Source organism: Sorangium sp. So ce1014, from assembly GCF_051521505.1.
Lineage (GTDB): Bacteria > Myxococcota_A > Polyangia > Polyangiales > Polyangiaceae > Sorangium.
Genome location: NZ_CP150356.1, coordinates 1,331,039 through 1,352,843, shown reverse-complemented (window position 1 = coordinate 1,352,843; position 21,805 = coordinate 1,331,039). Strand labels below are relative to the sequence as shown.

The 21,805-nt window shown below is 75.1% G+C and carries 17 protein-coding genes; 8 read left to right on the top strand and 9 right to left on the bottom strand.

What is annotated here, in order from left to right; all coding sequences use genetic code 11:
* Positions 1–12: 12 nt before the first annotated feature.
* The gene (locus WME75_RS05140) at positions 13–699 is read left to right on the top strand and encodes a DUF3540 domain-containing protein (RefSeq protein ID WP_437486984.1); all 687 of its coding nucleotides are present in this window, start codon (positions 13–15) and stop codon (positions 697–699) included.
* Between the two features lie 29 nt (positions 700–728).
* Positions 729–1,124, top strand: coding sequence for a DUF4150 domain-containing protein (locus tag WME75_RS05135; protein ID WP_437494749.1), 396 nt, complete (start codon positions 729–731; stop codon positions 1,122–1,124).
* Between the two features lie 20 nt (positions 1,125–1,144).
* On the opposite strand, the gene WME75_RS05130 is transcribed toward WME75_RS05135, so the two are convergent.
* From WME75_RS05130 to WME75_RS05115, 4 genes are all read right to left on the bottom strand, one after another.
* Positions 1,145–2,143 (bottom strand): double zinc ribbon domain-containing protein, encoded by a 999-nt coding sequence (locus tag WME75_RS05130; RefSeq protein ID WP_437486983.1) that lies wholly within the window; start codon positions 2,141–2,143, stop codon positions 1,145–1,147.
* Positions 2,144–2,197: 54 nt separating this feature from the next.
* Positions 2,198–3,151: a 3D domain-containing protein gene (locus WME75_RS05125; RefSeq protein WP_437494748.1), complete on the bottom strand. Its 954-nt coding sequence runs from the start codon at positions 3,149–3,151 to the stop codon at positions 2,198–2,200.
* A gap of 5 nt (positions 3,152–3,156) precedes the next feature.
* On the bottom strand, positions 3,157–4,920 hold the full coding sequence (locus tag WME75_RS05120; RefSeq protein ID WP_437486982.1) for a hypothetical protein: 1,764 nt from the start codon (positions 4,918–4,920) through the stop codon (positions 3,157–3,159).
* A 102-nt stretch (positions 4,921–5,022) separates the two neighbouring features.
* Positions 5,023–8,613, bottom strand: a complete 3,591-nt coding sequence (locus WME75_RS05115; protein ID WP_437494746.1) for a protein kinase domain-containing protein — start codon at positions 8,611–8,613, stop codon at positions 5,023–5,025.
* Positions 8,614–8,800: 187 nt separating this feature from the next.
* On the opposite strand from WME75_RS05115, the gene WME75_RS05110 reads away from it, so the two are divergent.
* The 6 genes from WME75_RS05110 to WME75_RS05085 all read left to right on the top strand — a co-directional run bounded on the left by WME75_RS05110 (position 8,801) and on the right by WME75_RS05085 (position 19,185).
* Positions 8,801–9,943 (top strand): SDR family oxidoreductase, encoded by a 1,143-nt coding sequence (locus WME75_RS05110; RefSeq protein WP_437486981.1) that lies wholly within the window; start codon positions 8,801–8,803, stop codon positions 9,941–9,943.
* Positions 9,940–11,310 (top strand): GDSL-type esterase/lipase family protein, encoded by a 1,371-nt coding sequence (locus WME75_RS05105; protein ID WP_437486980.1) that lies wholly within the window; start codon positions 9,940–9,942, stop codon positions 11,308–11,310. The genes WME75_RS05110 and WME75_RS05105 overlap by 4 nt, the downstream gene beginning before the upstream one ends.
* 133 nt (positions 11,311–11,443) lie before the next feature.
* Complete coding sequence (locus tag WME75_RS05100; RefSeq protein WP_437486979.1) at positions 11,444–12,928, top strand: protein kinase domain-containing protein; 1,485 nt, start codon at positions 11,444–11,446, stop codon at positions 12,926–12,928.
* Entirely contained in the window at positions 12,928–13,572 is a 645-nt protein-coding gene (locus tag WME75_RS05095; RefSeq protein WP_437486978.1) for a tetratricopeptide repeat protein, read from the top strand. Before WME75_RS05100 ends, WME75_RS05095 begins: the two co-directional genes overlap by 1 nt.
* Positions 13,573–14,029: 457 nt before the next feature.
* Positions 14,030–18,145 carry a protein kinase domain-containing protein gene (locus tag WME75_RS05090; RefSeq protein WP_437486977.1) on the top strand — a complete coding sequence of 1,372 codons (4,116 nt, stop codon included), beginning with the start codon at positions 14,030–14,032 and terminating at the stop codon, positions 18,143–18,145.
* Positions 18,146–18,150: 5 nt separating this feature from the next.
* Entirely contained in the window at positions 18,151–19,185 is a 1,035-nt protein-coding gene (locus tag WME75_RS05085; protein WP_437486976.1) for a tetratricopeptide repeat protein, read from the top strand.
* A 219-nt stretch (positions 19,186–19,404) separates the two neighbouring features.
* Here the strand turns inward: WME75_RS05085 and rpsS are convergent, their stop codons facing one another.
* The 5 genes from rpsS to rpsJ are packed head-to-tail and all read right to left on the bottom strand — an operon-like array spanning position 19,405 to position 21,797.
* Positions 19,405–19,701 (bottom strand): 30S ribosomal protein S19, encoded by a 297-nt coding sequence (gene rpsS / locus WME75_RS05080; RefSeq protein ID WP_437486975.1) that lies wholly within the window; start codon positions 19,699–19,701, stop codon positions 19,405–19,407.
* Positions 19,702–19,703: 2 nt separating this feature from the next.
* Entirely contained in the window at positions 19,704–20,534 is an 831-nt protein-coding gene (gene rplB, locus WME75_RS05075) for a 50S ribosomal protein L2 (protein ID WP_437486974.1), read from the bottom strand.
* Between the two features lie 2 nt (positions 20,535–20,536).
* Positions 20,537–20,833, bottom strand: a complete 297-nt coding sequence (locus WME75_RS05070; protein ID WP_020733177.1) for a 50S ribosomal protein L23 — start codon at positions 20,831–20,833, stop codon at positions 20,537–20,539.
* A 15-nt stretch (positions 20,834–20,848) separates the two neighbouring features.
* Complete coding sequence (gene rplD / locus WME75_RS05065) at positions 20,849–21,472, bottom strand: 50S ribosomal protein L4 (RefSeq protein WP_437486973.1); 624 nt, start codon at positions 21,470–21,472, stop codon at positions 20,849–20,851.
* A gap of 13 nt (positions 21,473–21,485) precedes the next feature.
* Positions 21,486–21,797: a 30S ribosomal protein S10 gene (gene rpsJ / locus WME75_RS05060; protein ID WP_012233476.1), complete on the bottom strand. Its 312-nt coding sequence runs from the start codon at positions 21,795–21,797 to the stop codon at positions 21,486–21,488.
* Between the last annotated feature and the right edge of the window lie 8 nt (positions 21,798–21,805).

Here is a 21,805-nt window from a genome sequence, read left to right as displayed (position 1 = left end):
CCGAGGTAGGGCATGCACGCAACGAACATCGAGAGACAGGAACTGCACGAGGTCGCCCCGTACGAGGAGCGACCCTCGCTCGATCAGCTCGTCGACCTCGAGGCGCGCCCGACGCCCGAGTCCCGAGGTGAAGCCGGCCCGCCGGTGCTCGCCTACGGCACCGCGCTGGACGGCGACGAGCTCGCCGTCCAGCTCGATGGCGGCCCCCGTCCGGCGCGGCGGGCCAAGAGCTGCCTCGTCTCCGTCACGCCGGGCGACCGGGTCCTGTGCTCGGTCTCCGCCGACGCCGTGTACGTGCTGGCCGTGCTCGAGAGCGCCGGCGCCGGGCCGACCCGCGTGGTCGTAGGCGGCTCCCTCGAGCTGCAAGCCGACGGGGAGATCGCCATCGGCGGCGCCTCGCTCCGCATGCGCGCGAGGTCCGCGAGCATCGTGATCGAGGAGTTGAAGGTCATGGGCCGCTCCGTCGAGGCGAGCTTCGCGGAGAAGGCGACGTTGTTCGCCGAGCGCGTCGAGTCGCGGGCCTCGCGCGTGCTCCAGCGGGCGAAGCAGGCGTTCCGCTTCGTGACCGACCTCGAGCAGGCGCGCGTGGGCAACTACGACCTGCGCGCCGAGAACCTCGCCGCGATACGCGGCGAGAACACCATCGTCTCCGCGCGAGTGCTCGCGAAGCTCGATGGCGAGCAGGTCAAGATTGGTTGAACGGTTCGATGGAATGGATGGAGGACGCGATGCTCGCAAAGACGCAGGCTGGTGGGATGAATTTCGCGTTTCCCGACGTGTGCTTGACCCCGACCCCCGCGGGACCGGTGCCCATACCCTATCCCAACATCGCGCTCGAGCCGACGAACGTCGCCTTCGTGCCAAACGTGCTCATCACCTGCGCGCCCGCTCACAACATGACGACGATCGCGCCGATGACCAACGGTGACAACGCCGGCGTCGCGCTGGGCGTGGCCTCGGGGACGGTGATGGCACCGCAGCGGAACCTGACCGGAGCGTTCACCGTCATCGTCGGCTGCGCGCCAATCACCCGGCTCACGAGCCTATCGATGCAGAACAGCACGGACGCGTTCGGCGCCAAGATCGTGCCCAGCGTGACGAACACGATCGTGCTGTCGCCGTGACGTGGGCGCGGCGCCGCTCCTCATCCACCGGCCCTCGCCTCGAGGTCAGTGCGCGCGCCGGACGGGCCCCGGAACAGGACCCATAGCCGCGGCACAGGGGACCGCGAGGGCGGGGGCACCGCGGGATCGACGATCGCAGCCGACCCGCCGCAGTACTTGCACGTCACCCGGCGCACCCCTTCGGGCGCGTCGAGCGGCGCATGGCAGCGGGGGCACTCGAGCGCGATCACGGCGGCGCCACGGGCCGCGCGTGGCCGGTCAAAGACGAGCGCGACCACGCCGCGCGGCATCGCGCGCCGGACGAGCGCGGGCACCTCGCCCGAATGGCTCAGACCGCACGTGCACGCGCAGCGGCCGCCGCGCCACTGGGGTTCGACGAGAGCTCCGCACGCGCAGATCGGGTGGCCGGGGCCGGCGACGAGGTTGGCAGGCGTGTCGTCGGTGGGCCGGAGCCGCTCGCCGGGGGCGTCGGCGCGCTCGATGCCGACCTCTTTGAAAGGGTTGAGGGTTGCGATCGGCGGCCGGCCGGCCGCGCCGCCCTCGGGGTCGGGGCCAGCCATGTCGGCGACCGCATGCGCGTGCCGGAGCGCGGTGCGCCAGAGCAGGGCGGGGAGCTCCTGCGTGTGGCTACACGTCGGGCACACCGCGCGGCCGTCGTCCGCGAGCGAGGCGAGCGGCACGCGCCGGGAGCAGCCCGCGCACGCCCACTCGAAGGCGACATGGCCCCAGTACGCATCGTCGGCGCGCCGCACCACCTCAACAGGTTCGGGCGGGTCGTCGCCGCACACGCGGCATGCCTTCTGGCGCGTCGGCACGACGCGCCCGCACTGCGGGCAGATGCGCAGCGCATTCGCGGCGACGTTCGGCATCGGATCGCCGGGCCCGAAATCCGCCTCTGCGAACTCTGCCTCTGCGAACTCCGCCTCCGCGAGCTCCGCTGGCGGGACCGGCCGGCCGCAGTTGCGGCACAGCCGTGCCCCCCCGCTGTATCGGGTCTTGCAAGACGGGCACATGGCCATGCGGCGAGTATATACCAGCGAAGATCCCCCCGGCGGGACCGTTGATGCGCGGCGCTAGGACGGCCCGGCAGGGCCCCTGAGCGCGCGACAGCGCGCGTCGTCGAGCACGAGGCGCACGCCGCGGTTCGACGGAAAGAGCGCGTTGAGGCGCGCGGTGACCGCAGGATCCCCGGTGAAGACGTCGATCTGCCTTCCGACGACCTTGATGCCGCGATCCTCGGCGACGAAGCAGCCGTCGTGTCGGCCCCCACCCGGGAGCGGCAGCCCGGCGAGCTCGGGCACGAAGAGGGACGTGCCGAGCGGAATGACGCTCGAGTCGACCGCGACCGTGCGCAGCGGCGTGATGGCGCGCCCGGTCGCGCCGCGGCCATACGGGAACCGCCGCGGATCGAGCCGCTCGAAGCAGATCTGCTGGCCGGTGCGCGGGCAGACATCCGCGCACGCGCAGCCCCGTCGCGCGAAGCTCACCGTGTCACCCGAAGCGAGCCGGCCGCTGCCCTGGACGCAGACCTGGTCGTGGAACGCGCGCGGGACGCTCGCGAGCGGCGCGCAGGCAGCGTCGTAGAGGGCCGCGTCCTTCGGCCCTCCGCCCTCGCTCGGGAAGTCGTAGTAGGTGTTCCGGAACAGCCCGGGCGCGAGCCCCGGCGCCGCGGGTGGCGCCGGCACCACGCGGGCGGGCCTGCCGTGCTCGCGCACGAGGATCGCGGGCTCGTCCTGCGCAGAGGCCGCGCCCGCGGCGCCGCCCAGATCGGTCTGCGCCGCGTCGGGCGCCTCGTCGGGTCCGCCGGGGGCGCGGCCCCCGGGACCGTAGGCGGCGCCGGCCGTCGGGTCGCGATCGCCTCTGTCCGGCGGTTGCGCATGGAGCCAGCCGGCGCCCCCGCGCGCGATCCGCGGCGCGCTCGAGCCGTCCTCGGCCCAGTCCGGGCCCCCCTTCGCAGCGCACCCCGCGGCGAGCGCGAGCAGCAACGCACCGAGCCCGCGGACGACGGGCGCGCCCGCGCGCGCCACGCTCGTCAAAAGGCGCCTCCGAGGCGAGCGAGCTCCCGGATCGCCGCGGCGGCGATGTCGGCGCGCGCCCAGATCGCGGCGGGGGCGCCGGCGGCGGCCGGCGCGGCGCCGGCGGCGACCACCACGGGCGCCGGATCGCCCGCGCCCGGCTGGCCGAGGCGGCTCGCGACGAGCCGCAGCGGCTCGACCACCAGCGCGAACGCGATGTCCGCGCCGAGCGGGGCCAGCGCGGCCTTCATGGCCGGCACGTCGCCGAGGCTCTCCCCCTGGGCCGCGGCGACGGCGCTGCGGAGCCCCGCGCCAGGATCGTTGCCGACCGACGCGAAGAGGCCGTCGTCGCGGATCAGGTAGAGCAGCTCGATCGTGGCCGGCGGCAGCGCCGCGCCCGGCGCTCCCTTCCGCGCCGGCCGCGCCGGCGACGCGCCCGCGCCGCCGGGCTGGCTCGCCGCGGCGGTCTGCTCGAAGCGCACGCGCCGCACCTCGCCTTCGAGCTGCGGGAGCTCGGCCTTGCCCGTGGAGGCCCGGATCCCCTCCCGCTGCAGCGCGGCCTTGATCGGCGGGAGCTCCGCGGCGCCGAGGAGGTCCTGGATCGCGGCCTCGAGCTTGGCCCGGTCGCCCACGGCGGCGCGCACGAACGCCGTGGGGCCTCCACCGTTGAAGCGGAGCCCGCCGGCGAACCAGTCGCCGCGCGCGTCGGACGCCGCGCGGATCGCGGCGCCGAGCCGCTCCCGCTCGGCGGGCGGGAGGCCGCCCTCGATGAGCCCCGCGAGGGCGTCGACGAGCTTGGGGACGTTCTCGGCGCGCGACGCGGCCCGGTCGCGGACCAGGATCCCGGCGAGCGCGTCGGCGGGCAGATCGAGCAGCGGCGTCACGTCGCCGACCGCGAGATCGGTCGACGCCTTCGACGCCGGGCCGCCCCCGGCCTTCGGCGTTCCGGAGGCGCGCAGGTGCGCGCTCTCGTCCAGCACCAGCGTGAGGCGCGCCCGCTCGAGATCGCCGAGCACCGCGAGCCCGCCCTCGATCATCGGGGCGAGCGGGACCGCGGTGGCGGTCGGCGCGCCGTCCGGCCCGCGCGCCTTGTCCCAGGCGCTCCGCGCCGCCCTGAGCACCGGGCCCTCGATCGCGGGCCGCGGGAGCTCGATCGCGAGATCCTCCTTCGGCACCTGCGCCTGCGGCATCGTCCGCGCGACGTACGGGCCCAGGGTGGTCAGGTCGCCCGGGCTCTCCGCGACGAGCAGGTAGTTGCCGAGGACGCCGAGGGCCACCGGGCTCGCGCCCTGCAGCGGCTCGAGCAGCGCGATCGAGGTCGCCGCGTCGGGCTTCGCGCGGAAGCGCGCGCCCTCGCCCCGCGTGAGCTGGTCGATCAGACGCCCGCCGTCCTTCACGTGGATGCCGAGCGCGGCCCGGGGGCGCGGCCGGTCGGGAGCCTCCACGGCCACGCCGAGCACCGGCACATTGCCGTCGATCTCGGACGCGACGGCGATGGGCAAGCCGAGCAGCGACGCGGCGAGGGCGCCGGCGCTGCCCGGGAGGAGCGCCGCCGGGCCGCCGAGGAGGGCGCGCACCTTCGCCCACGTGGCGTCGGGCGTCGGGAGGAACGCCTCGGCGATGAGCCCCGCCGGCGCGGGCACGGGGCTCAGGCCCTCGACGCCGGCGTCGGCCGGCCCGCCCGGCGATTTGCAGCCGAGGGCGCCCGCGCTCAGGCCGAGGACGAGGGCCAGGAGCGCGGCGGCGCGGCGGTGCACGGCGGAGGTCGGTCGTACGATCACGACCGCACGGTAGCGCCTTCCTGCCGCGGTCGACCACGAACCTGCAGAGCCGCCGCGCGCCTGGGTCCCCGAGGCGCCGCCGCGCCGCGGCGCAGCGGCGCGTCAGGACCTCGGGGAGCGGCGAGCGGCGACGACCACGGCGGACTCCCCGAGGCAGATGCGCGCGAGCGAGAGCAGCATCGCGTTCTCGCGGACGCGGTGCAGGAAGCTCTCGCGCAGGGCGGGCTCCGGGATCGACGCGGCCCGGACGAGGAGCCTGTCGCGGCCCCGGGCAGCGGCGGCGCGGGCGCCCTCGAGGTCCCCCGCGGCGCGCGCCGCCTCGACGGCGGCGACGAGGACCAGCGACTCGAACGCCTCGAGGCCGCCGTGGCGCGCGAGGAGGCCTTCGGCCTCGCGCGCCGCCGAGAGCGCGTCGTCGGCGCGCCCCTGGGCGGACAGGGCGCGCGCGAGCGCGGCGAGCGCCCCGGCGCGGGAGGGCGGCACCACCTGGAGGAGCTCCGCGGCGTCGCGGGCGTCGGACTCCGCCGCGGCGAAGTCCCCGGCGGCGTGGGCGATGAGGGCGGCGTAAATGCGGGTGCCGCCCTCGAGGCGCAGGTTGCCCTGCGCGCGGGCCTCCAGGATGACCTGCCGCGAGAGCGCGAGCGCGTCGTCGAGCCGACCGCTGGCCGCGAGCACACGGCCGAGGTTCTGCCGGGCGCGCGTGGCGACGGTGCGCAACCCCATGCGCTCGGCGGCCGCGAGCGCGGCGGTGAGCTCCTCGCCGGCCCGCTCGACATCGCCGAGCTCGAGGAGCGCGCAGCCGAGGCTGACGCGGGCGTTGCACGCGTCGCGGACGTCGCCGGCCCGCTCGAACGCGTCGACCGCGGCCGCGTAGCCCGCCATGTCGCCCGCGGGATCGCCGAGGTGCCGCGCCTGCGCGCCGCGCAGCCGGTGCACCTCGGCGGCGGCGCGCGGCGCGAGGGACGCGAGATCCCCCGCGAGGGCGCGCACCCGCGCGATCAGCGCGTCCGCCTCGGCGTAGCGCCCTGCAGGGAAGAGCTGGCGCGCCGCCGAGCACAGGGCGATGACGCGCGCCGAGCGGAGGTCGGCCGCGGCCCGGGCCCCGGACGGCTCGCTCCGGGGCGCGCCCGCGTCGCCTGGACCGCCCGCCGTGGCCCCGGCATCACCGCACGCGGCGACCTCCTTCGCCCAGGCGGTCGTGAGCATGGAGTCGCCCCTCCGGCCGCTCGCGCTCATCAGCTCATCGGCGGCGCGGAACCAGGGCGGCGTGCCGCGAGGCAGGCGCCGCGCCGCCTGGGCGGCGCAGCGCTGGGCCTGCTCGAGCTCGCCGCGCCAGCGGTGCGCCTCCGCCTGGACCAGGCGCAGCGCGCTCAGCGTCTCGCCCTCGCGCAGGCCGCGCGGGCCGGCCGAGGCGCCGCGCTCCCCCGCGAGGTCCTCGTCCGCGAGCCGATCGCAGAGGTCTCCGTGCCGCGCGCCCCGCTCCGCGTGCGCGATCGCCGCGGCGAGATCGCCGCGATCGAGCGCGCGCTCGGCGCCGCGCAGGAACCACTGCATCGCCCGGCCGTGCTCTCCACCGTGGTCGAAGTGCTCCGCGAGCACGATCGGGTCGAGCTCCCCGGACTGCTCGAGCCACGCGCCCGCGAGCCGGTGGCCGAGGAGCCGGTCGCCCCGGGTGAGCGTCGCGTACGCGGCCTCGCGGAGGCGCGCGTGCCGGAACGCGTACTCCTCCTCGCCGGCGAACCTGCACGCGGGGCGCCGCTCGACGAGCGCGCGCGCGACGAGCTCGAGGAGCCACCTGTCCAGGTCCGGCGCGCCCTGCGCCCCGCCGAGCAGGGCGGCCACGCCGCCGCGCCAGAACGCCTCGCCGAAGAGGCTCGCCGCGCGGAGGATGCGGCGCACCGCCGGGTGCAGGTCGTCGAGGCGGGCGTGCGCCATCGCGAGCACCGTCTCGGGCGAGCCCTCGGCGTCGCCGCGGGCGACCGACCGGATCAGCTCCTCGAGGTAGAACGCGCGCACCGCCGCGCTGCCGTCGGCGCGCGCCTCCGCGGCGGCGCCCTGCCCCATCACCTCGCGGGCGAGCGGCCCCGGGGCACGGGGAGCGCGCTCGCCGGGCGGAGGATCGAGGGGGGCGCCGGCGGCCCAGAGCTCGGGAAAGAGGCGCTCCATCTCGTGACGGCCGAGCGCGAGCAGGCCGGCCGTCACGTCGTCGATCAGGACACCGCCGTGCGGCGGCGCGCCGTCGCTCCCGGCGCCGGCGGGGCGCTCACCCTCCGCACGCAACCGGGCGCCGAGCAGCGCCGCGGCACGATCGATCACCTGCCGCGCAGGCCAGCGGCCGGAGGCGACGTCCTGGCCGGTCGCGAGCGCGACGGAGACGTCCGCGGGCAGCAGCGAGCGCAGCGCGAGCGCGCAGCGCGCCGCGTGGGCGGCCTGGTCCGTCGGCGTCCTCGCCTGCGCTCCGGCGGGGCGCGGCGGCTCCTGCAGGTTGGCCTCGCCGCCGCCGGCGATCGTGACGAGGAGCCACCTGGCAGCGAGCCGGTCGACGCGCCCGCCAAAGGGCGCGACCGCGGCCCGGACCCCCGCCTCCATCGCGGCCCTCGGCGCGGGCTCCTGGGGGTGCGCCGGCGGCAGCGCGGCGCCCGGCGCGCCGGGCCCGGCGCCCGCGGCGGGCGCCGCCGCCGCGGCGTCGCCCGGGAGCGCGCCGTGGATGAGCACCACGCTGATGAGCCGCGGCTCGCCCGCGGCGCTCTCGGCCAGCGCCCGGGCGGGCCGCGTGCTCGGCGTCCCGCGCTCGCCGGTGTCCCTGGCCTGCTCCCGGGCGACGCGGAGCTGCGCCGCGCTCGCGAGGACCTCGTTCCCGTCCCGCGGCCGGCCGTCCGGATCCTTCTCGAGCATCCACGCGACCAGATCGTCGAGCGCAGCGGGCACGTCGGGTCGCAGCTCCGAGAGCCGGCGCGGGCCCACGAGCGCGGCCTTCGCGAGGATCGCCATCACCTGATCACCGGCGAAAGGAGGCCGGCCGGTGAGGCAGTTCCAGATCACGCACCCGAGCGAGAACACGTCGGCGCGGGCGTCGACGTGCGCGTCGCCGCGCGCCTGCTCGGGCGCCATGTACCCCGGCGTCCCGAGCGTCACCCCGTCGCGCGCGACCTCACCCTCCCGGAGGACGCCGGCGTCGTGCCCGCGCGCGGGCAGGCCCACGGGAGCCCCGGCGTCCGCGCCGGCGCGAGCGATCCCGAAATCGACGATCTTGGCGCCCCCCAGCGCGCCGCCCGGCAGGAAGATGTTCCCGGGCGTGACGTCGCGGTGGACGATGCCCCGCTCGTGCGCCGCGCCGAGCGCGCCCGCGAGGCGCTGCAGCAGCGTCACCGCGCCGTCCACGCCGAGCCGCGCGCGCGCCACGTGCGCGGCGAGGTCCTCGCCGTCGAGCCACTCGAGCGCGAGGTACCGCTGCTGATCCGCGGTGACCCCGTGCGCGACGTAGCGGACGATCCCCGGGTGACGCAGCCCGGAGAGGAGCTGCGCCTCGCGCTCGAGCCGCCTCTCCTGGTGCTCGGCCCCGCGGTGCAGGATCTTCAGCGCGACCGGGCTGTTGTCGGTCAGGTCGGTGGCCCGGTACACCGAGCCCATCCCGCCCGATCCCGCCAGGCCCTCGATCCTGAACCGGTCCGCGACCGTGACTCCCGGGCGCATCAACCGGGCGATTATACGTGAGGCCGCGGTCGCGGATAGGGGCAGCCATCGGCCTCGGCCGCGCCGCGCGTCCTCCGCCGGAGCGCGGCGCGCGCTGCCGCATATGCCCCCATCGCCCCGCGCTCGTCCGAGGCGGCGTCAACGGAAAGCTGCGGAGCAGGCACACTGCTGCGGTAAGCTTCGATCGATGCCTCGCCCCGGCCACGACAGCGTGGTGCTCATCACCGGCTTCCCCTCGTTCATCGCGCGGAGGATGCTGCAGCACATCCTCGCTTCGGAGCCGCGCACGCTCGTGTATGCCGTGGTGCTCGCGAACTCGTCGGCGCAGGCGACCGCGGAGCGCGACGCGCTCCCGGCGGCGGACCGCGAGCGCGTCGTGCTGCTCGAGGGGGACGTCGCGGCGATGGATCTCGGCCTGTCCGGCGCCGAGTTCCGGCAGCTCGCCCGCGAGGTCGACCGGATCCATCACCTCGCGTACGTGAGCAAAGCCGGCGCCGACCGGAGCGCCGCCCACGCCCTGAACGTCGTCGGGACCGCCGAGGTGCTCGAGCTCGCCCGCGCCTGCGCCTCGCTCCAGTGCCTCGTGCATCAATCGACCGCGTTCGTGGCCGGAGATCGTACAGGGACGGTGTACGAGGAAGATCTCGAGGCGGGTCAGGCGTTCCGCAACCCTGTGGAGGAGACGCGGATGCGCGCCGAGGTGCTCGTGCGGCGGGCGATGCGCCAGGTACCGGTGGCGGTCGTCCGGCCGACCACGGTGGTGGGCGACTCGGTGACCGGGGAGATCGACCGGCTCGACGGCCTGTACCTCCTCGTGCTGCTCATCATGGCGGCGCCGGCCGACATGGCGATCCCGATGCCCGGCCGCGGCGACGTGCCGCTCAACATCGTCCCCATCGACTTCGTGGTCCGCGCGACGCACGCGATCGGCCTGCACCGGCTCGCGCCGCGCCGCACGTTCCACATCGCCGACCCGCACCCGCTGTCGGCGCGGCGGGTCTTCGACCTCATCGCGCGGGCGAGCGGCCGCCGCGCCGCGCGCGGTCACATCCCGTCGAACCTCGCCAAGGCGCTGCTCCGCACGCCCGGGATCGAGCGCTTCCTCCGCAGCCCGCGCGCGTTCGTCGAGCAGCTGATGACCCCCGTGCGCTACGACGCCCGGAACGCGGACCTCGTGCTGAGCGGCGCCGGGCTCGCCTGCCCCCCCTTCGAGTCGTACGTCGACGTGCTCGTCGGCGCCGTGCAGGAGCGGGTCCGCGAGCGGCGCGTGCGCCAGGAGCTCGAGGCCACCGCGGACGCCGAGCTCGACATCGAGGACCCGCTCTCGTGAGCGGCGCAGCCCGCTCCGCGGCTCGCGCGGAGGCCACGGAGCGCAGCCTCTCCGCGCCACCTCGGCGCCTCGTCGCGGCGCTGCTCGCGGCCGCGGCGCTCGGCTGCAGCTCGACGCGCGAGCACGTCGCGCCCCCGTCGCCCGAGGTGGGGGCCGCGCCGCCCGCGCCGGCCGGGGCGCCCCCGTCGCGCCCGGCGGAGGTCGCCGCGCCCGGCGGCGAGCGCGCGGCCGCGCCGCGCCTCCCTGAGCCCCCGCCGGAGCTCGCGCTGCTGCGCCCGGAGGACGGGCCCTACGCGCACTTCTTCGCGGCGCTCCGCGCCCTCGAGCAGCGGCGCCGCAAGGATCACGTGCGCATCGCCTGGCTCGGCGACTCGCACGCCGCGGCGGACTTCTGGAGCGGCGCGGTCCGCTCGGCGCTCCAGCGGCGCTTCGGCGACGGCGGCGTCGGCTTCGTGCACCTCGGCTATGCCGCCTACCGCCACGACGGCGCGCGGCTCACGGCCGACGGCAAGTGGCGGACCCGCCCGAAGACGCCGGGCGGCTCCACGCCGATCGACGACGGCGTCTTCGGGCTCGGGGGGATCCTCTTCAGCGCGCACAAGGGCCCGGCGCGCGCGGAGATCACGGTCACCGGGGCGGGGCCTTCCACGCGGCTGCTCTGGGACGTGTGCTTCCGATCGAGCGCGCCGACCGACGAGCTCGCGGTGACGATCGAGGGCGGCCCGAGCGAGGTCCTCCGCGCGGCCGCGGGCGACGCCCCCGGCGCGCTCGCGCACGCGAAGCTCGCGAGCGTGGGCGCGACGAAGCTCGGCGTCGTGCCGTCGGGTGCGCCCGAGCTCTGCGGGCTCGTCGTCGAGACCGATCCGGAGGTCCAGCCCGGGGTGGTGCTCGACACGCTCGGCATCAACGGCGCCCGGCTGGCGACGGCGCTGCGGTGGAACGAGCTCGCCTGGGCTGCCGAGCTCGCGCGGCGCTCGCCCGAGCTCGTCGTGCTGGAGTACGGCACGAACGAGGCGGGCGACATCACCACGGATCCGTCGCTCTACGCGAAGCAGCTGGCCGAGCTGCTCGCCCGCACCCGCAGGGTCGAGCCCGACGCCGACTGCCTGGTCCTCGCGCCCACGGACCGGAAGGACACGGCGGAGCGCACGCCCGTCGTCCGAGACGTGCTGCGCGACGCCGCCCGGGAGGGCGGCTGCGCGTTCTGGGACACGTACGAGGCGATGGGCGGGCGGGGCTCCATCGAGACCTGGTACCGCGAGCGCCCGCCGCGCGCGTCGCGCGACGGCGTCCACCTGACCTTCCGCGGCTACCGGGAGCTCGGCGTGAAGCTCTCGAACGACGTCCTCGAGCGCTATCGCCCCTGACGAGCGGATCGACCCAGCGGCTCCGTTCGACGGCGACGGCGGATCGCCGAGCCCGTGGCCTTGCTCGTGCTTTTCGGCTCTCGTGGCTCGATCGGCGTGAAGGCTTCTCACGCGCGATGGGCGAAGGGGGCACATGCTGCATGCCGGGGACGTCGCAGGAGGTCGCTTCCGACTGATTCGGCCGATCGGCTCGGGCGGGATGGCGAGCGTCTGGTGGGCGCGCCACGAGCTCATCGGCCGGGACGTCGCGCTCAAGCTGTCCCCGGCGCACCGGGACGAGCAGGTCGTCGGGCGGTTCATCCGCGAAGCGAAGATCATCGGCAAGTTCCAGCACCGGAACATCGTCGGCGTGGTCGACGCCGGCGAGCTCCCGGAAGAGGGCTACCTCTTCCTGGCCCTGGAGCTCCTGCGGGGCGCGCCGTTCGCGGATCGCCTCCTCCCGAACCGGCCGCTGCCGCCCGAGGAGGTCGTGCCCGTCCTCATCGAAGTCTGCAGCGGGCTCTCCGCCGCCCACGCCGAGGGCGTCGTGCACCGCGACATCAAGCCCGAGAACATCGTGATGGCCATGGTCCCCGGCGAGGGGATCGTGCCGAAGATCGTCGACTTCGGCATCAGCCAGCTCACCGACGCGGGCGACGCGATCACCATCGACGGACAGCTGCTCGGGACGCCCTCGTACATGAGCCCCGAGCAGGCCCTGGGCAAGCGCACCATCGACGCGCGCGCCGACCTCTGGGCGGTCGGCGTGATGCTCTACGAGGCGCTCAGCGGCGCGCAGCCGTTCAGCGGGGGCAACCACCACGCGATCCTCCGGCGCATCCTCGAGACCGAGCCCGCGCCGCTCCCGTCCTCGATCCCGCAGCGCCTCCGGAAGATCGTCGGCCGCTGCCTCGAGAAGGAACCGGCGCGGCGCTACCCGGACGCGGCCTCGCTGCGCGCGGATCTCCAGGCCGCGCTCGGCGATCTCGGCGCGAGCGCGCCCGCGCCGATCGTGATCCTCTCGCCGGCTGCCACGGGCCCGCGATCGCTCGCGACGACGCGCCCCCGCGGCGCGCTCGCCGCGCCCCCGCGGCTCGCCCTCCGCGCCCTCGGGCGGCTCTGGACCGCGGGGTCGCGGGCGCCTCGGTGGCGCGAGGCCACGACGCTCGGGCGCATGCAGGGCGCCGGGCCGCCGCCGGCGGCGCGGCGGCGCGTGCGGGCGATCACGGCGCTCCAGCTCGCGGGCGCGGCGGTGCTCGCGGCGGCGCTCGGCTCGGGCGCGCTGCGGGAGCCGACGGACGCCGAGGCCGGGGACGCGGCGCGCGAGAGCCTCCGCCCCGTGCTGGCGGCGGCCTTCGCCGACAGCGGCGCCGCGTGGCGGCGCGGCGCGGGCGCGCCCGAGCCGGCGGGCTTCGACGCACCGCACGCACCGCACGCACCGCACGCACCGCACGCACCGCACGCACCGCACGCGCCGGCCGGCAAGTCGGCGAGCCGCGACGGCGCGCCGGGCTCGCCCGAGCTCGCCTCGGCGGACCCAGGCAGGCCCGAGATCACCGCGGCCCCGGAGGACAAGCCCCCGCGCGCGCCGGCGCCGCGCGGTCCTTCGAGATCCCGCATCACGAGCCCCGGGTTCTGATGAGCAGCGCCGCACCGATCTCCGCCCTGCGCAGGCGCGCTCGCCGGCGCGCCGCTGCGCTCGCGCTCGCGCTCGCCAGCTGCGCGCTGCTCTCGCCGTCCTGGGGACATGCGCAGGACGACGGCGCGACGCGCGCGCTGCGGCTCCAGTTCGCGCAGGGGCTGACCCTTGAGGTCGCCGGACGCTGGGCCGACGCGCTCGATCGGTTCGAGGCGATCGCTCGCCAGCGGCCGACGGCGAACGTGGCGTTCCACATCGGTCTCTGCCACGAGCGGCTCGGCCGGCTGCGGACGGCCGAGCGGACGTACCAGGATGCGCGCGCGACGGCGCGGGCCGCGGCGCCGGCGGTGCTCGCCGAGATCGACGCGCGCCTCCAGGACCTCGAGGGGCGCATGCCCCGGATCGTGCTGAACCTCGCCGGCGCGACCGAGGGCGTGACGCTGCTGCTCGACGGCGAGGTGGCGCAGCCGTCGCGGGCGATCCGGGTCGATCCGGGTCCGCACGTGGCCGTGGCGCTCCGGCACGGGATCCCGGTCGCCGCGAGCGCGTTCTCGAGCCACGAGCGCCGCACGAGGTTCGTGACGCTGACCGTTCACCCCGTCTCGATCGGCGTGCCGCGCCCGATCGGCGCGCCGCGCCCCTGAGCTGGCCGGGCCGTCGACCTCTGGAGCCTCCATGACGGACCGCTCGCCTCTCCGGGCGTGCGCCGGCGCTTCGCGCTCCGCCGCGCGCGGCGTCGGCCGGGACGGCCCACGTCGGCCCCCCCACACTCGAGCACGTGTGTGCGCGCGGAGGAGCTCGCACCCCTCGCTGCGAGCACGGGCGCGCTGTGGCCACGATCGCCTCGGGAGCGAGCTCGTCGCGGCCTGGAGCTCGTCGCGGACGTGTGTCGAGCCGCGAGGGCGACCGCGGCGCGCTGGCGAGATCGCGTCGAAACCAGGGCATTTCGAGGCGAGCGCGGCGCTGGCCAGAGCGCCGGGCGTCCGCTCGGACCGCGCTGGCAGCTCGCCTGACAGGGCGCTCCGGACAAGGCCAAGCTCGCGTTTTATCGGGCGTGAACGCTGGATCCAGCTTCTGACGTCCTGATAGCATGCAAGTCCCATGGCGCTCGACAGGCCGCCCGGTGCGGGCTCTGCTTCGCGACTCGGCAATTATGAGCTGCTGAAAGAGCTCTCCGGCGGCGGGATCGGGTCCACGTGGCTCGCGCGGACGGCGTCCGACGAGGGCGAGGCGACGAGCGCGTCGCCTGTCACGATCCTGCGCATCTACCGGCACCTCACGAAGAGGGCCGAGACCACGGACAGCATCCTGCGCGAGGCCGGGATGGCGCAGCAGGTCCGCTTCCCCAGCGTGCTCTCGGTGCTCGATGCCCGCGTCGCCGACGGCGAGGTCTTCATCGTCTCGGAGTACGTGGACGGCGAGCCGCTCGGCGCGCTCGTTTCGGCGGCCGGCGCCGAGGGGCTGCCGCTGCCGGTCGCCCTCCGGATCGGGGCCGACGTGCTGCGCGCGCTCGCGTCCGCGCACGCGGCGGAGCCGGCGCCGCTCGTGCATGGCGAGCTGAACCCGACCCACGTCACGGTCGGCATCGACGGGGTCACGCGGGTGAGCGGGCTCGGCGTCGCGCGGGCCATCGCCGGGCTCGCGCCCATGGGGACGAGGAACCCCGATCGTCTCGCCTACGCCGCGCCGGAGCGGGTCAAGGCGATGGCGACGCACATGGCGGCCCCGCTCGCTCCGCCCGCCGATCTCTTCTCGGTCGGCGTGCTCCTCTGGGAGCTGCTCGCGCGGCAGCGGCTGTTCTCGTCGAAGCTGGAGTCCGCGGTCATCCAGAAGGTGCTGACGGCGCCCATCCCGCCGCTCGCGGGCGCCGCCGGCAGCGCCGTCCCGGCCGAGGTCGGCGAGGTGCTCCGGACGGCGCTCGAGCGCGATCCCGCGCGCCGGTTCGAGAGCGCGTCGGCGATGCTCGCGGCGCTGGAGGCCGCGGGCGCGGGGCGGATCGCCGGGGTGGAAGACGTGGCCGCGGCGCTCAGCAGGGTGGCCGGCAAGGCGATCGAGTCGCGCAGGACCCTGGTCGCGGCGGCGATGGCGGGCCTCGCCGATGCGGCGAGCTCGCGGCCGCCGCCGCGCGCGCGCGGCGCGACGCTTGTGGGCCTGGCGATCCCCGACGGCGCGCTCTCCCCCCAGGGAGACGGCCCGCGTCACGCGATCACCGCGCCGTCTCCGCGCCCGCGCGGGACTCCGGGCCCGCCGCCGGTCGCGGTCACCGCGAGCCAGCTCCGCCCGTCGAGCGGCGCGACCGCGCCGAAGGAGGCCGCGGCGCTGAAGAACGGCCTGGCGGCCAGGACGGGGGCCGGCGCGTCGAACGGCGCCGCGCCAGCGGCGCACGCCGGCATCGACGCCGAATGGGGCTCGGCGGAGGACGTCGCCGCGCGCGGCCTGCCCGCGCCGCGCCCTCCTGCGGACACGCTGCCGCAGATCGAGCCGTCGAGCGAGAGGACGGAGAACCGCGGCGCCGCCGTGGCGAGACCCGAGGTCCCCGCGGCGTCGGCGACGCCGGCGGCGGCCTTGCGGAAGGAGCAGCCTCCTGCGCGGCCAGCCGTGCCGCGGCCGGGGGATCCGGGCGACAGCCTCGTGGCGGCACGGGTGACGCCGACGCCGGCCGAGGGCACGGTGCCGAAGCGGCCGACGCCCATCCCGGCCGGGCCGCACGCGAGGCCGCCGCGCCCGCCGCCGCCCCGGGTGGTGCAGCCGTCGCCGCCCGAGGTCCCCGGCAAGACCTCCGCTGCGGCGTCCACGGCCGTCGGCGCCGCGGCGTCCGCGGCTACGGGGCCTGCGACCGCGTCCAGCCCGGTGACGCCGCGTGCCCCTGTGTCGCCCGCGGCGCCGCTGGCCCCGGCCGCGCATCGCGTCCCCGTGGTGCCCGCCGCGGCGCGTGGCCCTCGTCAGACGCCGATCCCTCCTGCGCCGGCGCCGGCCACCGCGCCTGCGATCCCCGCCGCGCTGAAGGGTCCACCGCTCCCGCCGGCGGCCGCCTCCGCGGGCGGTGGGGCGGCGGCTGCCACGCAGGAGATCGCGCTCGGCGGCGCTCCGGCATCGACCTCCGGCAGGGCGCTCCTCACGCCGACCGGAGCCCAGGGCCCGATGAAGCTGTGGGGTCGCGCGGCATCGGCCGTGGACCGGCTCGGGCCGGGGAGCACCCTCGGCCGGTACGAGATCCTCATGCCGGTCGCCAAGGGAGGCATGGCGGCCGTCTGGGCCGCGCGCCTGCAGGGCACCCGCGGCTTCAGGAAGATCGTCGCGATCAAGACGATGCTGCCCGACGTCTCCGACGACCCCGACTTCGAGTCGATGTTCCTCGACGAGGCGCGGGTCGCCGCGCGCATCCGGCACCCCAACGTCGTCGAGATCCTCGACCTCGGCGAGGAGGACGACGTCCTCTACATCGTCATGGAGTGGGTCGACGGCGAGACGGCCGGCACGCTGCAGAAGGCCGCGAAGCGGCTCGGCGGCATCCCGCAGCGGATCGTGCTCCGCATCGCCTCCCAGATCTGCGCTGGCCTCCACAACGCGCACGAGCTCCGCGACGACAGCGGCGCGCTGCTCGACCTCGTCCACCGCGACATCTCGCCGGCGAACGTGCTCATCTCGACCGCCGGCTTCGTGAAGATCGTCGACTTCGGCGTGGCGAAGTCGAAGGGGCGCCTGCACGTCACGCGCGCCGGCGGCATCATCAAGGGGAAGACGCCGTACCTCTCGCCCGAGCAGCTCGGCGGGCTCTCCATCGATCGCCGGAGCGACATCTTCTCGCTCGGCGCGCTGCTGTACGTGCTCACCACGGGGCTGCACCCGTTCCGCGCCGAGACCGAGCTCTCGACCGTGGAGAACATCACGATCAAGAACCCGCTCCCCCCGCGCGAGCTGAACGGCGCGATCCACCCCGAGCTCGACAGGATCATCCTCAAGGCGCTCGAGAAGGATCGCGAGAGCCGCTTCTCGACGTGCGCCGAGATGCAGCGGGCCATCGATCAGGTGGCGTCGACGCTCGGCGAGCCCACGACCGACGAGGACGTGGCGGCCTTCGTGCGGCAGGCGATCGGCGAGATCCAGTCGAAGCGCGCGCAGGAGCTCCGCGACGCGATCGCAGCCGTCGACGCCGGCGCGGCCGTGAACTCGGAGCCGCGCTCCGGCGTCGCGCCGGAGCCCCACACCGCGCCGGCCGACGCGGGCGCGGGCGCCCGCGGGAGCGCGTTCGCTGCCGGCGCAGCGGCCCTCGCGACAGCGGGGCCGGCCGGCGTCAAGCCGACCTCGAAGGCCGCGGTGGCGTCCTCGGCGGCAGCGCACGAAGAGGAGAGCCCCGTCAGCCTGGAGCCGATCTCGTTCGAGGAGATCGCCGTGCCGGCGCAGCCTGCCGAGGGAGCGCCGCGGCTCATCATCGCGCCCTCGCTGCAGGCTCACATCCCGCTCGCCGAGCCGGTCGAGCCGGCGAGCCCGCGGCCCTCCTCCCGCGACGGCAAGCCGCTCGGCTCGTCCGTGCCGCGGGTCCTCCCGGCGGCCGGCAGCCCCGCCACGAAGGTGCTCGCCGCGGCGGACCCGCCCGCCTCCAGGGCGGCGGCGCTCGCTGCGCGCTTCGCGAGGGGCGGCTCCCGCAGCCTGGCCAACGACACCGGCGAGGTCACGGTCGTCGACAGGTCGTTCGAGACCGGGGAACGACGCAAGCGGCTCCAGCTGATCGTGGCCGGCGCGGCGATGTTCTGCGTGGCGATCGGCGCCGTCGCGCTGGTCGTGCGCAGCGGCGACGAGCGCTCTCCCTCGGAGATCGGCAAGGCGCGCGTCGACGCGCTGCCCGCGCCCGCGACGACGGGCACCGCCGCGCCCACGGTCACGGCCACGGCCGCGGCGGAGGCTGTCCCCGCGGAGCCGCCGGCGACCGCAGAGCCTCCGCAGGCGGCGCAGCCCCCCTCGCCGCCGCCTCCCGAGGAGGCGCCGACGCCTTCTTCGGCTCCGCTTCCCGAGGAGGCGCCTCCCCAGACGGCGCCTCCTCCCCAGACGGCCAAGGCTCCCGCTGCGACGCAGCAGCCTGCGCGCCCGACGTCGACGGGGCGCCCAGCGTCGACCGCGCGCCCTCGGACGACGTCCACGTCGACGAAGCCCGCGCCCAAGCCGGCATCGACCGCCAAATCGACCAACCAAAAGAAGTACAACCCTTCGGGTATCTGACCACCGTGCGATCTCGACCCTGGCTCCGTGCGCTGCTCTTCGGTGCGGTCTCTTGTCTCTGCCTGTGCACGCTCCCCGGGCCCGCAGCGGGCGCGGACGACGCCGCGGCCACGCCGGCGCCGGACGCGGTGGAGAAGGCGCAGAGCCTCTTCAAGAAGGGCGCTGCCCTCTACGAGAGCAAGCGCTACGCGCTCGCGCTGGAGCAGTTCCGGGCCTCGTACGCCGCGGTGGCGAGCCCGAACTCCCGCCTCTACATCGCGCGCTGCCTCGCGGATCTGGGCGAGCACGCCGAGGCGTACCTCGAGTTCGATCAGGTCGCGGCGGAGGCCGCGTCCCGGGCCAAGGCCGAGCCGCGCTACGTCCAGACGGAGCAGACGGCGCAGCTGGAGCGAGACGACCTCGCGCGCAAGATCGCGCTCGTGACGGTCACGGTGGCGCACCCGGAGGCCGCGACCTCGCTCGCGATCGCCGGCAAGGACGTCCCGCGCGAGCGGTGGGGCAAGCCGTTCCCGATCAAGCCCGGCAAGACCGAGGTCGTCCTGCGCACGAGGACCACCTCGATCCCGCAGACCCTCGAGCTCTCGGCGGGCGAAGCGAAGACCGTCGCGCTCGACGCCGATCAGACCGACCCAGGCGGCGCTCCGGTGCTCCTCGACGAGGGCGCGGGCCTGCCCGAGTCGGAGGCGCCCTCGGCGAGGGCGCACCTGCGTCCCTACGCCTACGCCGCCGGCGGCGTCGGCGTGGCAGGGCTCGCCGTGTTCACCGTCGCCGGGCTGATGGCCAACAGCACCTACGGCGATCTCGCCGAGACCTGCCGGGGCCCCTGCCCCGTCGATCGCAAGGACGACGTCGACGCGGGCAAGGCCCAGAAGACGGTCGCGAACGTCGGCGTGGTGGTCGGCGCGATCGGGCTCGTCGCCGGCACGACGCTGCTCGTCCTGAGCTTCACCGGCGGCAGCGCTGGCGAACCCCAGCGCACCCCCGCCTCGACGCAGCTGCTCGTCGGTCCCGGCTTCGCCGGCCTGCGCGGCACGTTCTAGACCGCCGCTCCGTCGAGGAGGAGGCGGCCCGCCGGGGCGAACGGCGCGTCAGCAATACAAATTCCTGAGCTCTTTCGCGCTCTTGGCGTCATGGCGATCGCGCGCTCCGCGCCCTCGCGCGGGCCGGCGGCCTGAGCTCGACCGGAAAAACGAACGGGCGGGATCGCTTCCGCGACCCCGCCCGCCTGTCGTCAATGCTCTCGCGTGGCCGCGGAGCGATCAGCGACCGCCAGGGCCCTTGCCGACCTTGGACTTCTTGTCCCCGGAGTGGCCGTGGAACGTGCGCGTCGGGGCGAACTCACCCAGCTTGTGGCCGACCATGTTCTCCGTCACGAACACGGGGACGAACTTCCTCCCGTTGTGCACGGCGAAGGTCAGACCGACCGACTCGGGCAGGATCGTCGAGCGGCGCGACCATGTCTTGATCACCTTCTTGGCATTGGTCGCCTGGGCCGCCTGGATCTTCTCCAGCAGGTGACCGTCAATGAAGGGCCCTTTCTTAACGCTCCTCGGCATGACTAACCCTTGGTCCCGCGCCGCCGGACAATCATGCCGTCGGTGCGCTTGTTGTTCCGCGTCTTGAGCCCCTTGGCGAGCTGACCCCAGGGCGAGCACGGGTGGCGCCCACCGCTCGTCCGGCCCTCACCGCCGCCCATCGGGTGATCGACGGGGTTCATCGTAACACCGCGGTTGTGCGGCCGGCGCCCGAGCCAGCGCGAGCGCCCCGCCTTGCCGAGGCTGATGTTCGCGTGGTCGGAGTTCGACACCTGCCCGATCGTGGCGCGGCAGTCGAGGTGCACCTTGCGGATCTCACCGCTCGGGAGGCGGACCTGCGCGTAGTCGCCGTCCTTCGCCATGAGCTGCGCGGCGACGCCGGCCGAGCGCACGAGCTGACCGCCCTTGCCCTTCTTGATCTCCACGTTGTGGATCGAGGTGCCGGGCGGGATGAAGCGGAGCGTCAGGCTGTTGCCAGGCTTGATGTCCGCGTTCCGGCTCGCGAGCAGCGTCGCGCCGACCGTGAGGCCGTCGGGCGCCAGGATGTAGCGCTTCTCGCCGTCCACGTAGTGCAGGAGCGCGATCCGCGCCGTCCGGTTCGGGTCGTACTCGATCGAGGCGACCTTCGCCGGGACGCCGATCTTGTCGCGCCGGAAATCGACGATCCGGTAGCGCTGCTTGTGACCGCCGCCGCGGAACCGCGACGTGATCCGGCCGTTGTTGTTCCGGCCGCCGCTGGACGTCTGCTGCTCGAGCAGCGACCGCTCGGGCTCGACCTTCGTGAGCTCCTTGAAGTCACTGACCGAGTAGTAACGCCGCGCCGGCGAGGTCGGCTTGAAGGATCTGATTCCCATGGCTATTCCGCCTTCTCGTCGAAGAACTGGATCTCGTCGCCTTCCTTGAGGGTGACGATCGCCTTCTTCCAATTGCGCAGCTTCGCGTAGCCGCGCCCCATGCGCTTTTCCTTGCCGCGCATGATCATGGTGTTGACGTCCACGACGCCCACCTTGAAGAGCGTCTGGATAGCGTCCTTGATCTGGATCTTGTTCGCCTCGCGGCGGACCTCAAAGATGACCTTGTTGCCTTGGTCGCGGAGCCGGCTCGACTTCTCCGTGAGGATGATCGGCCGGCGGATGATCTGCTCGGGCTGCATGGCGGACTCCCCTGACTAGCGAAGGCAACGCGCCTCGAGCGCCTTGGCGGCGTCCCTCGAGACGATGAGGTGGTCGTGCCTGAGGAGGTCGTAGACGTTGACCCCCTCCGGCGGCAGGTACTGGTGATTCTCCAGGTTGCGGAGGCTCTTCACCAGCTTGTCGTTCCCGGCCGTGTCGACGACCAGCGACTTGCGATCCGCTTGCAGCGTCAAGAGCGTGGCGGCGATCGCCTGGGTCTTGATCTCGGGGACCTCCAGGCTGTCGAGCACGATGAGCCGCCCCTCCTTCGCGAAGAGGGAGAGCGCGCTCTTCAGGGCGCCGATGCGCACCTTGCGCGGCGGACGATACGACCAGTCCTTCGGCTCCAGGGCGTGCGCCATACCGCCGCCCGCGTGGTGCGGCGCGCGGATCGAGCCCTGGCGAGCGCGACCGGTGCCCTTCTGGCGATAGAGCTTCTTCGAGGAGCCGGAGACCGCGCTCCGCTCCTTGGTGGCCTTGGTGCCCGAGCGACGGGAGGCGAGCTGCGCCTTCACGACCTCGTAGAAGAGGTGCTCTTTCACCTCGGTCCCGAAGACCTCGTCCGAGAGGTCGAGCTCGCCGACCTGCTCCCGCTTGAGGTTGTAGACGGTAACCTTCATGGTACCTGGACTCCTAGCTCTTGATCTCGACGTCGACGCCGGCCGAAAGGTCGAGCTTCATCAGCGCGTCGAGGGTCTGTTGAGTCGGCTCGATGATGTCGAGAAGCCGCTTGTGAGTCCGGATCTCGAACTGCTCGCGCGACTTCTTGTCGACGTGGGGCCCCCGGAGCACCGTGTAGCGGCGGATCTCGGTGGGCAGCGGGATGGGTCCCGCGACGTGCGCGCCGGTCCGCTTCGCCGTCTCGACGATATCGCTCGTCGACTTGTCGAGCAGCTGGTGGTCGAACGCCTTGAGGCGAATCCGGATCTTCGTTGTATCAGCCATGGTGCTCT

Bases quoted from the DNA above. Each gene is read 5' to 3' on its own strand.
- WME75_RS05140 (WP_437486984.1), top strand. From the start codon at position 13: ATGCACGCAACGAACATCGAGAGACAGGAACTGCACGAGGTCGCCCCG.
- WME75_RS05135 (WP_437494749.1), top strand. From the start codon at position 729: ATGCTCGCAAAGACGCAGGCTGGTGGGATGAATTTCGCGTTTCCCGAC.
- WME75_RS05130 (WP_437486983.1), bottom strand. From the start codon at position 2,143: ATGGCCATGTGCCCGTCTTGCAAGACCCGATACAGCGGGGGGGCACGG.
- WME75_RS05115 (WP_437494746.1), bottom strand. From the start codon at position 8,613: ATGCGCCCGGGAGTCACGGTCGCGGACCGGTTCAGGATCGAGGGCCTG.
- WME75_RS05110 (WP_437486981.1), top strand. From the start codon at position 8,801: ATGCCTCGCCCCGGCCACGACAGCGTGGTGCTCATCACCGGCTTCCCC.
- WME75_RS05100 (WP_437486979.1), top strand. From the start codon at position 11,444: ATGCTGCATGCCGGGGACGTCGCAGGAGGTCGCTTCCGACTGATTCGG.
- WME75_RS05095 (WP_437486978.1), top strand. From the start codon at position 12,928: ATGAGCAGCGCCGCACCGATCTCCGCCCTGCGCAGGCGCGCTCGCCGG.
- WME75_RS05090 (WP_437486977.1), top strand. From the start codon at position 14,030: ATGGCGCTCGACAGGCCGCCCGGTGCGGGCTCTGCTTCGCGACTCGGC.
- rpsS (WP_437486975.1), bottom strand. From the start codon at position 19,701: ATGCCGAGGAGCGTTAAGAAAGGGCCCTTCATTGACGGTCACCTGCTG.
- rplB (WP_437486974.1), bottom strand. From the start codon at position 20,534: ATGGGAATCAGATCCTTCAAGCCGACCTCGCCGGCGCGGCGTTACTAC.
- WME75_RS05070 (WP_020733177.1), bottom strand. From the start codon at position 20,833: ATGCAGCCCGAGCAGATCATCCGCCGGCCGATCATCCTCACGGAGAAG.
- rplD (WP_437486973.1), bottom strand. From the start codon at position 21,472: ATGAAGGTTACCGTCTACAACCTCAAGCGGGAGCAGGTCGGCGAGCTC.
- rpsJ (WP_012233476.1), bottom strand. From the start codon at position 21,797: ATGGCTGATACAACGAAGATCCGGATTCGCCTCAAGGCGTTCGACCAC.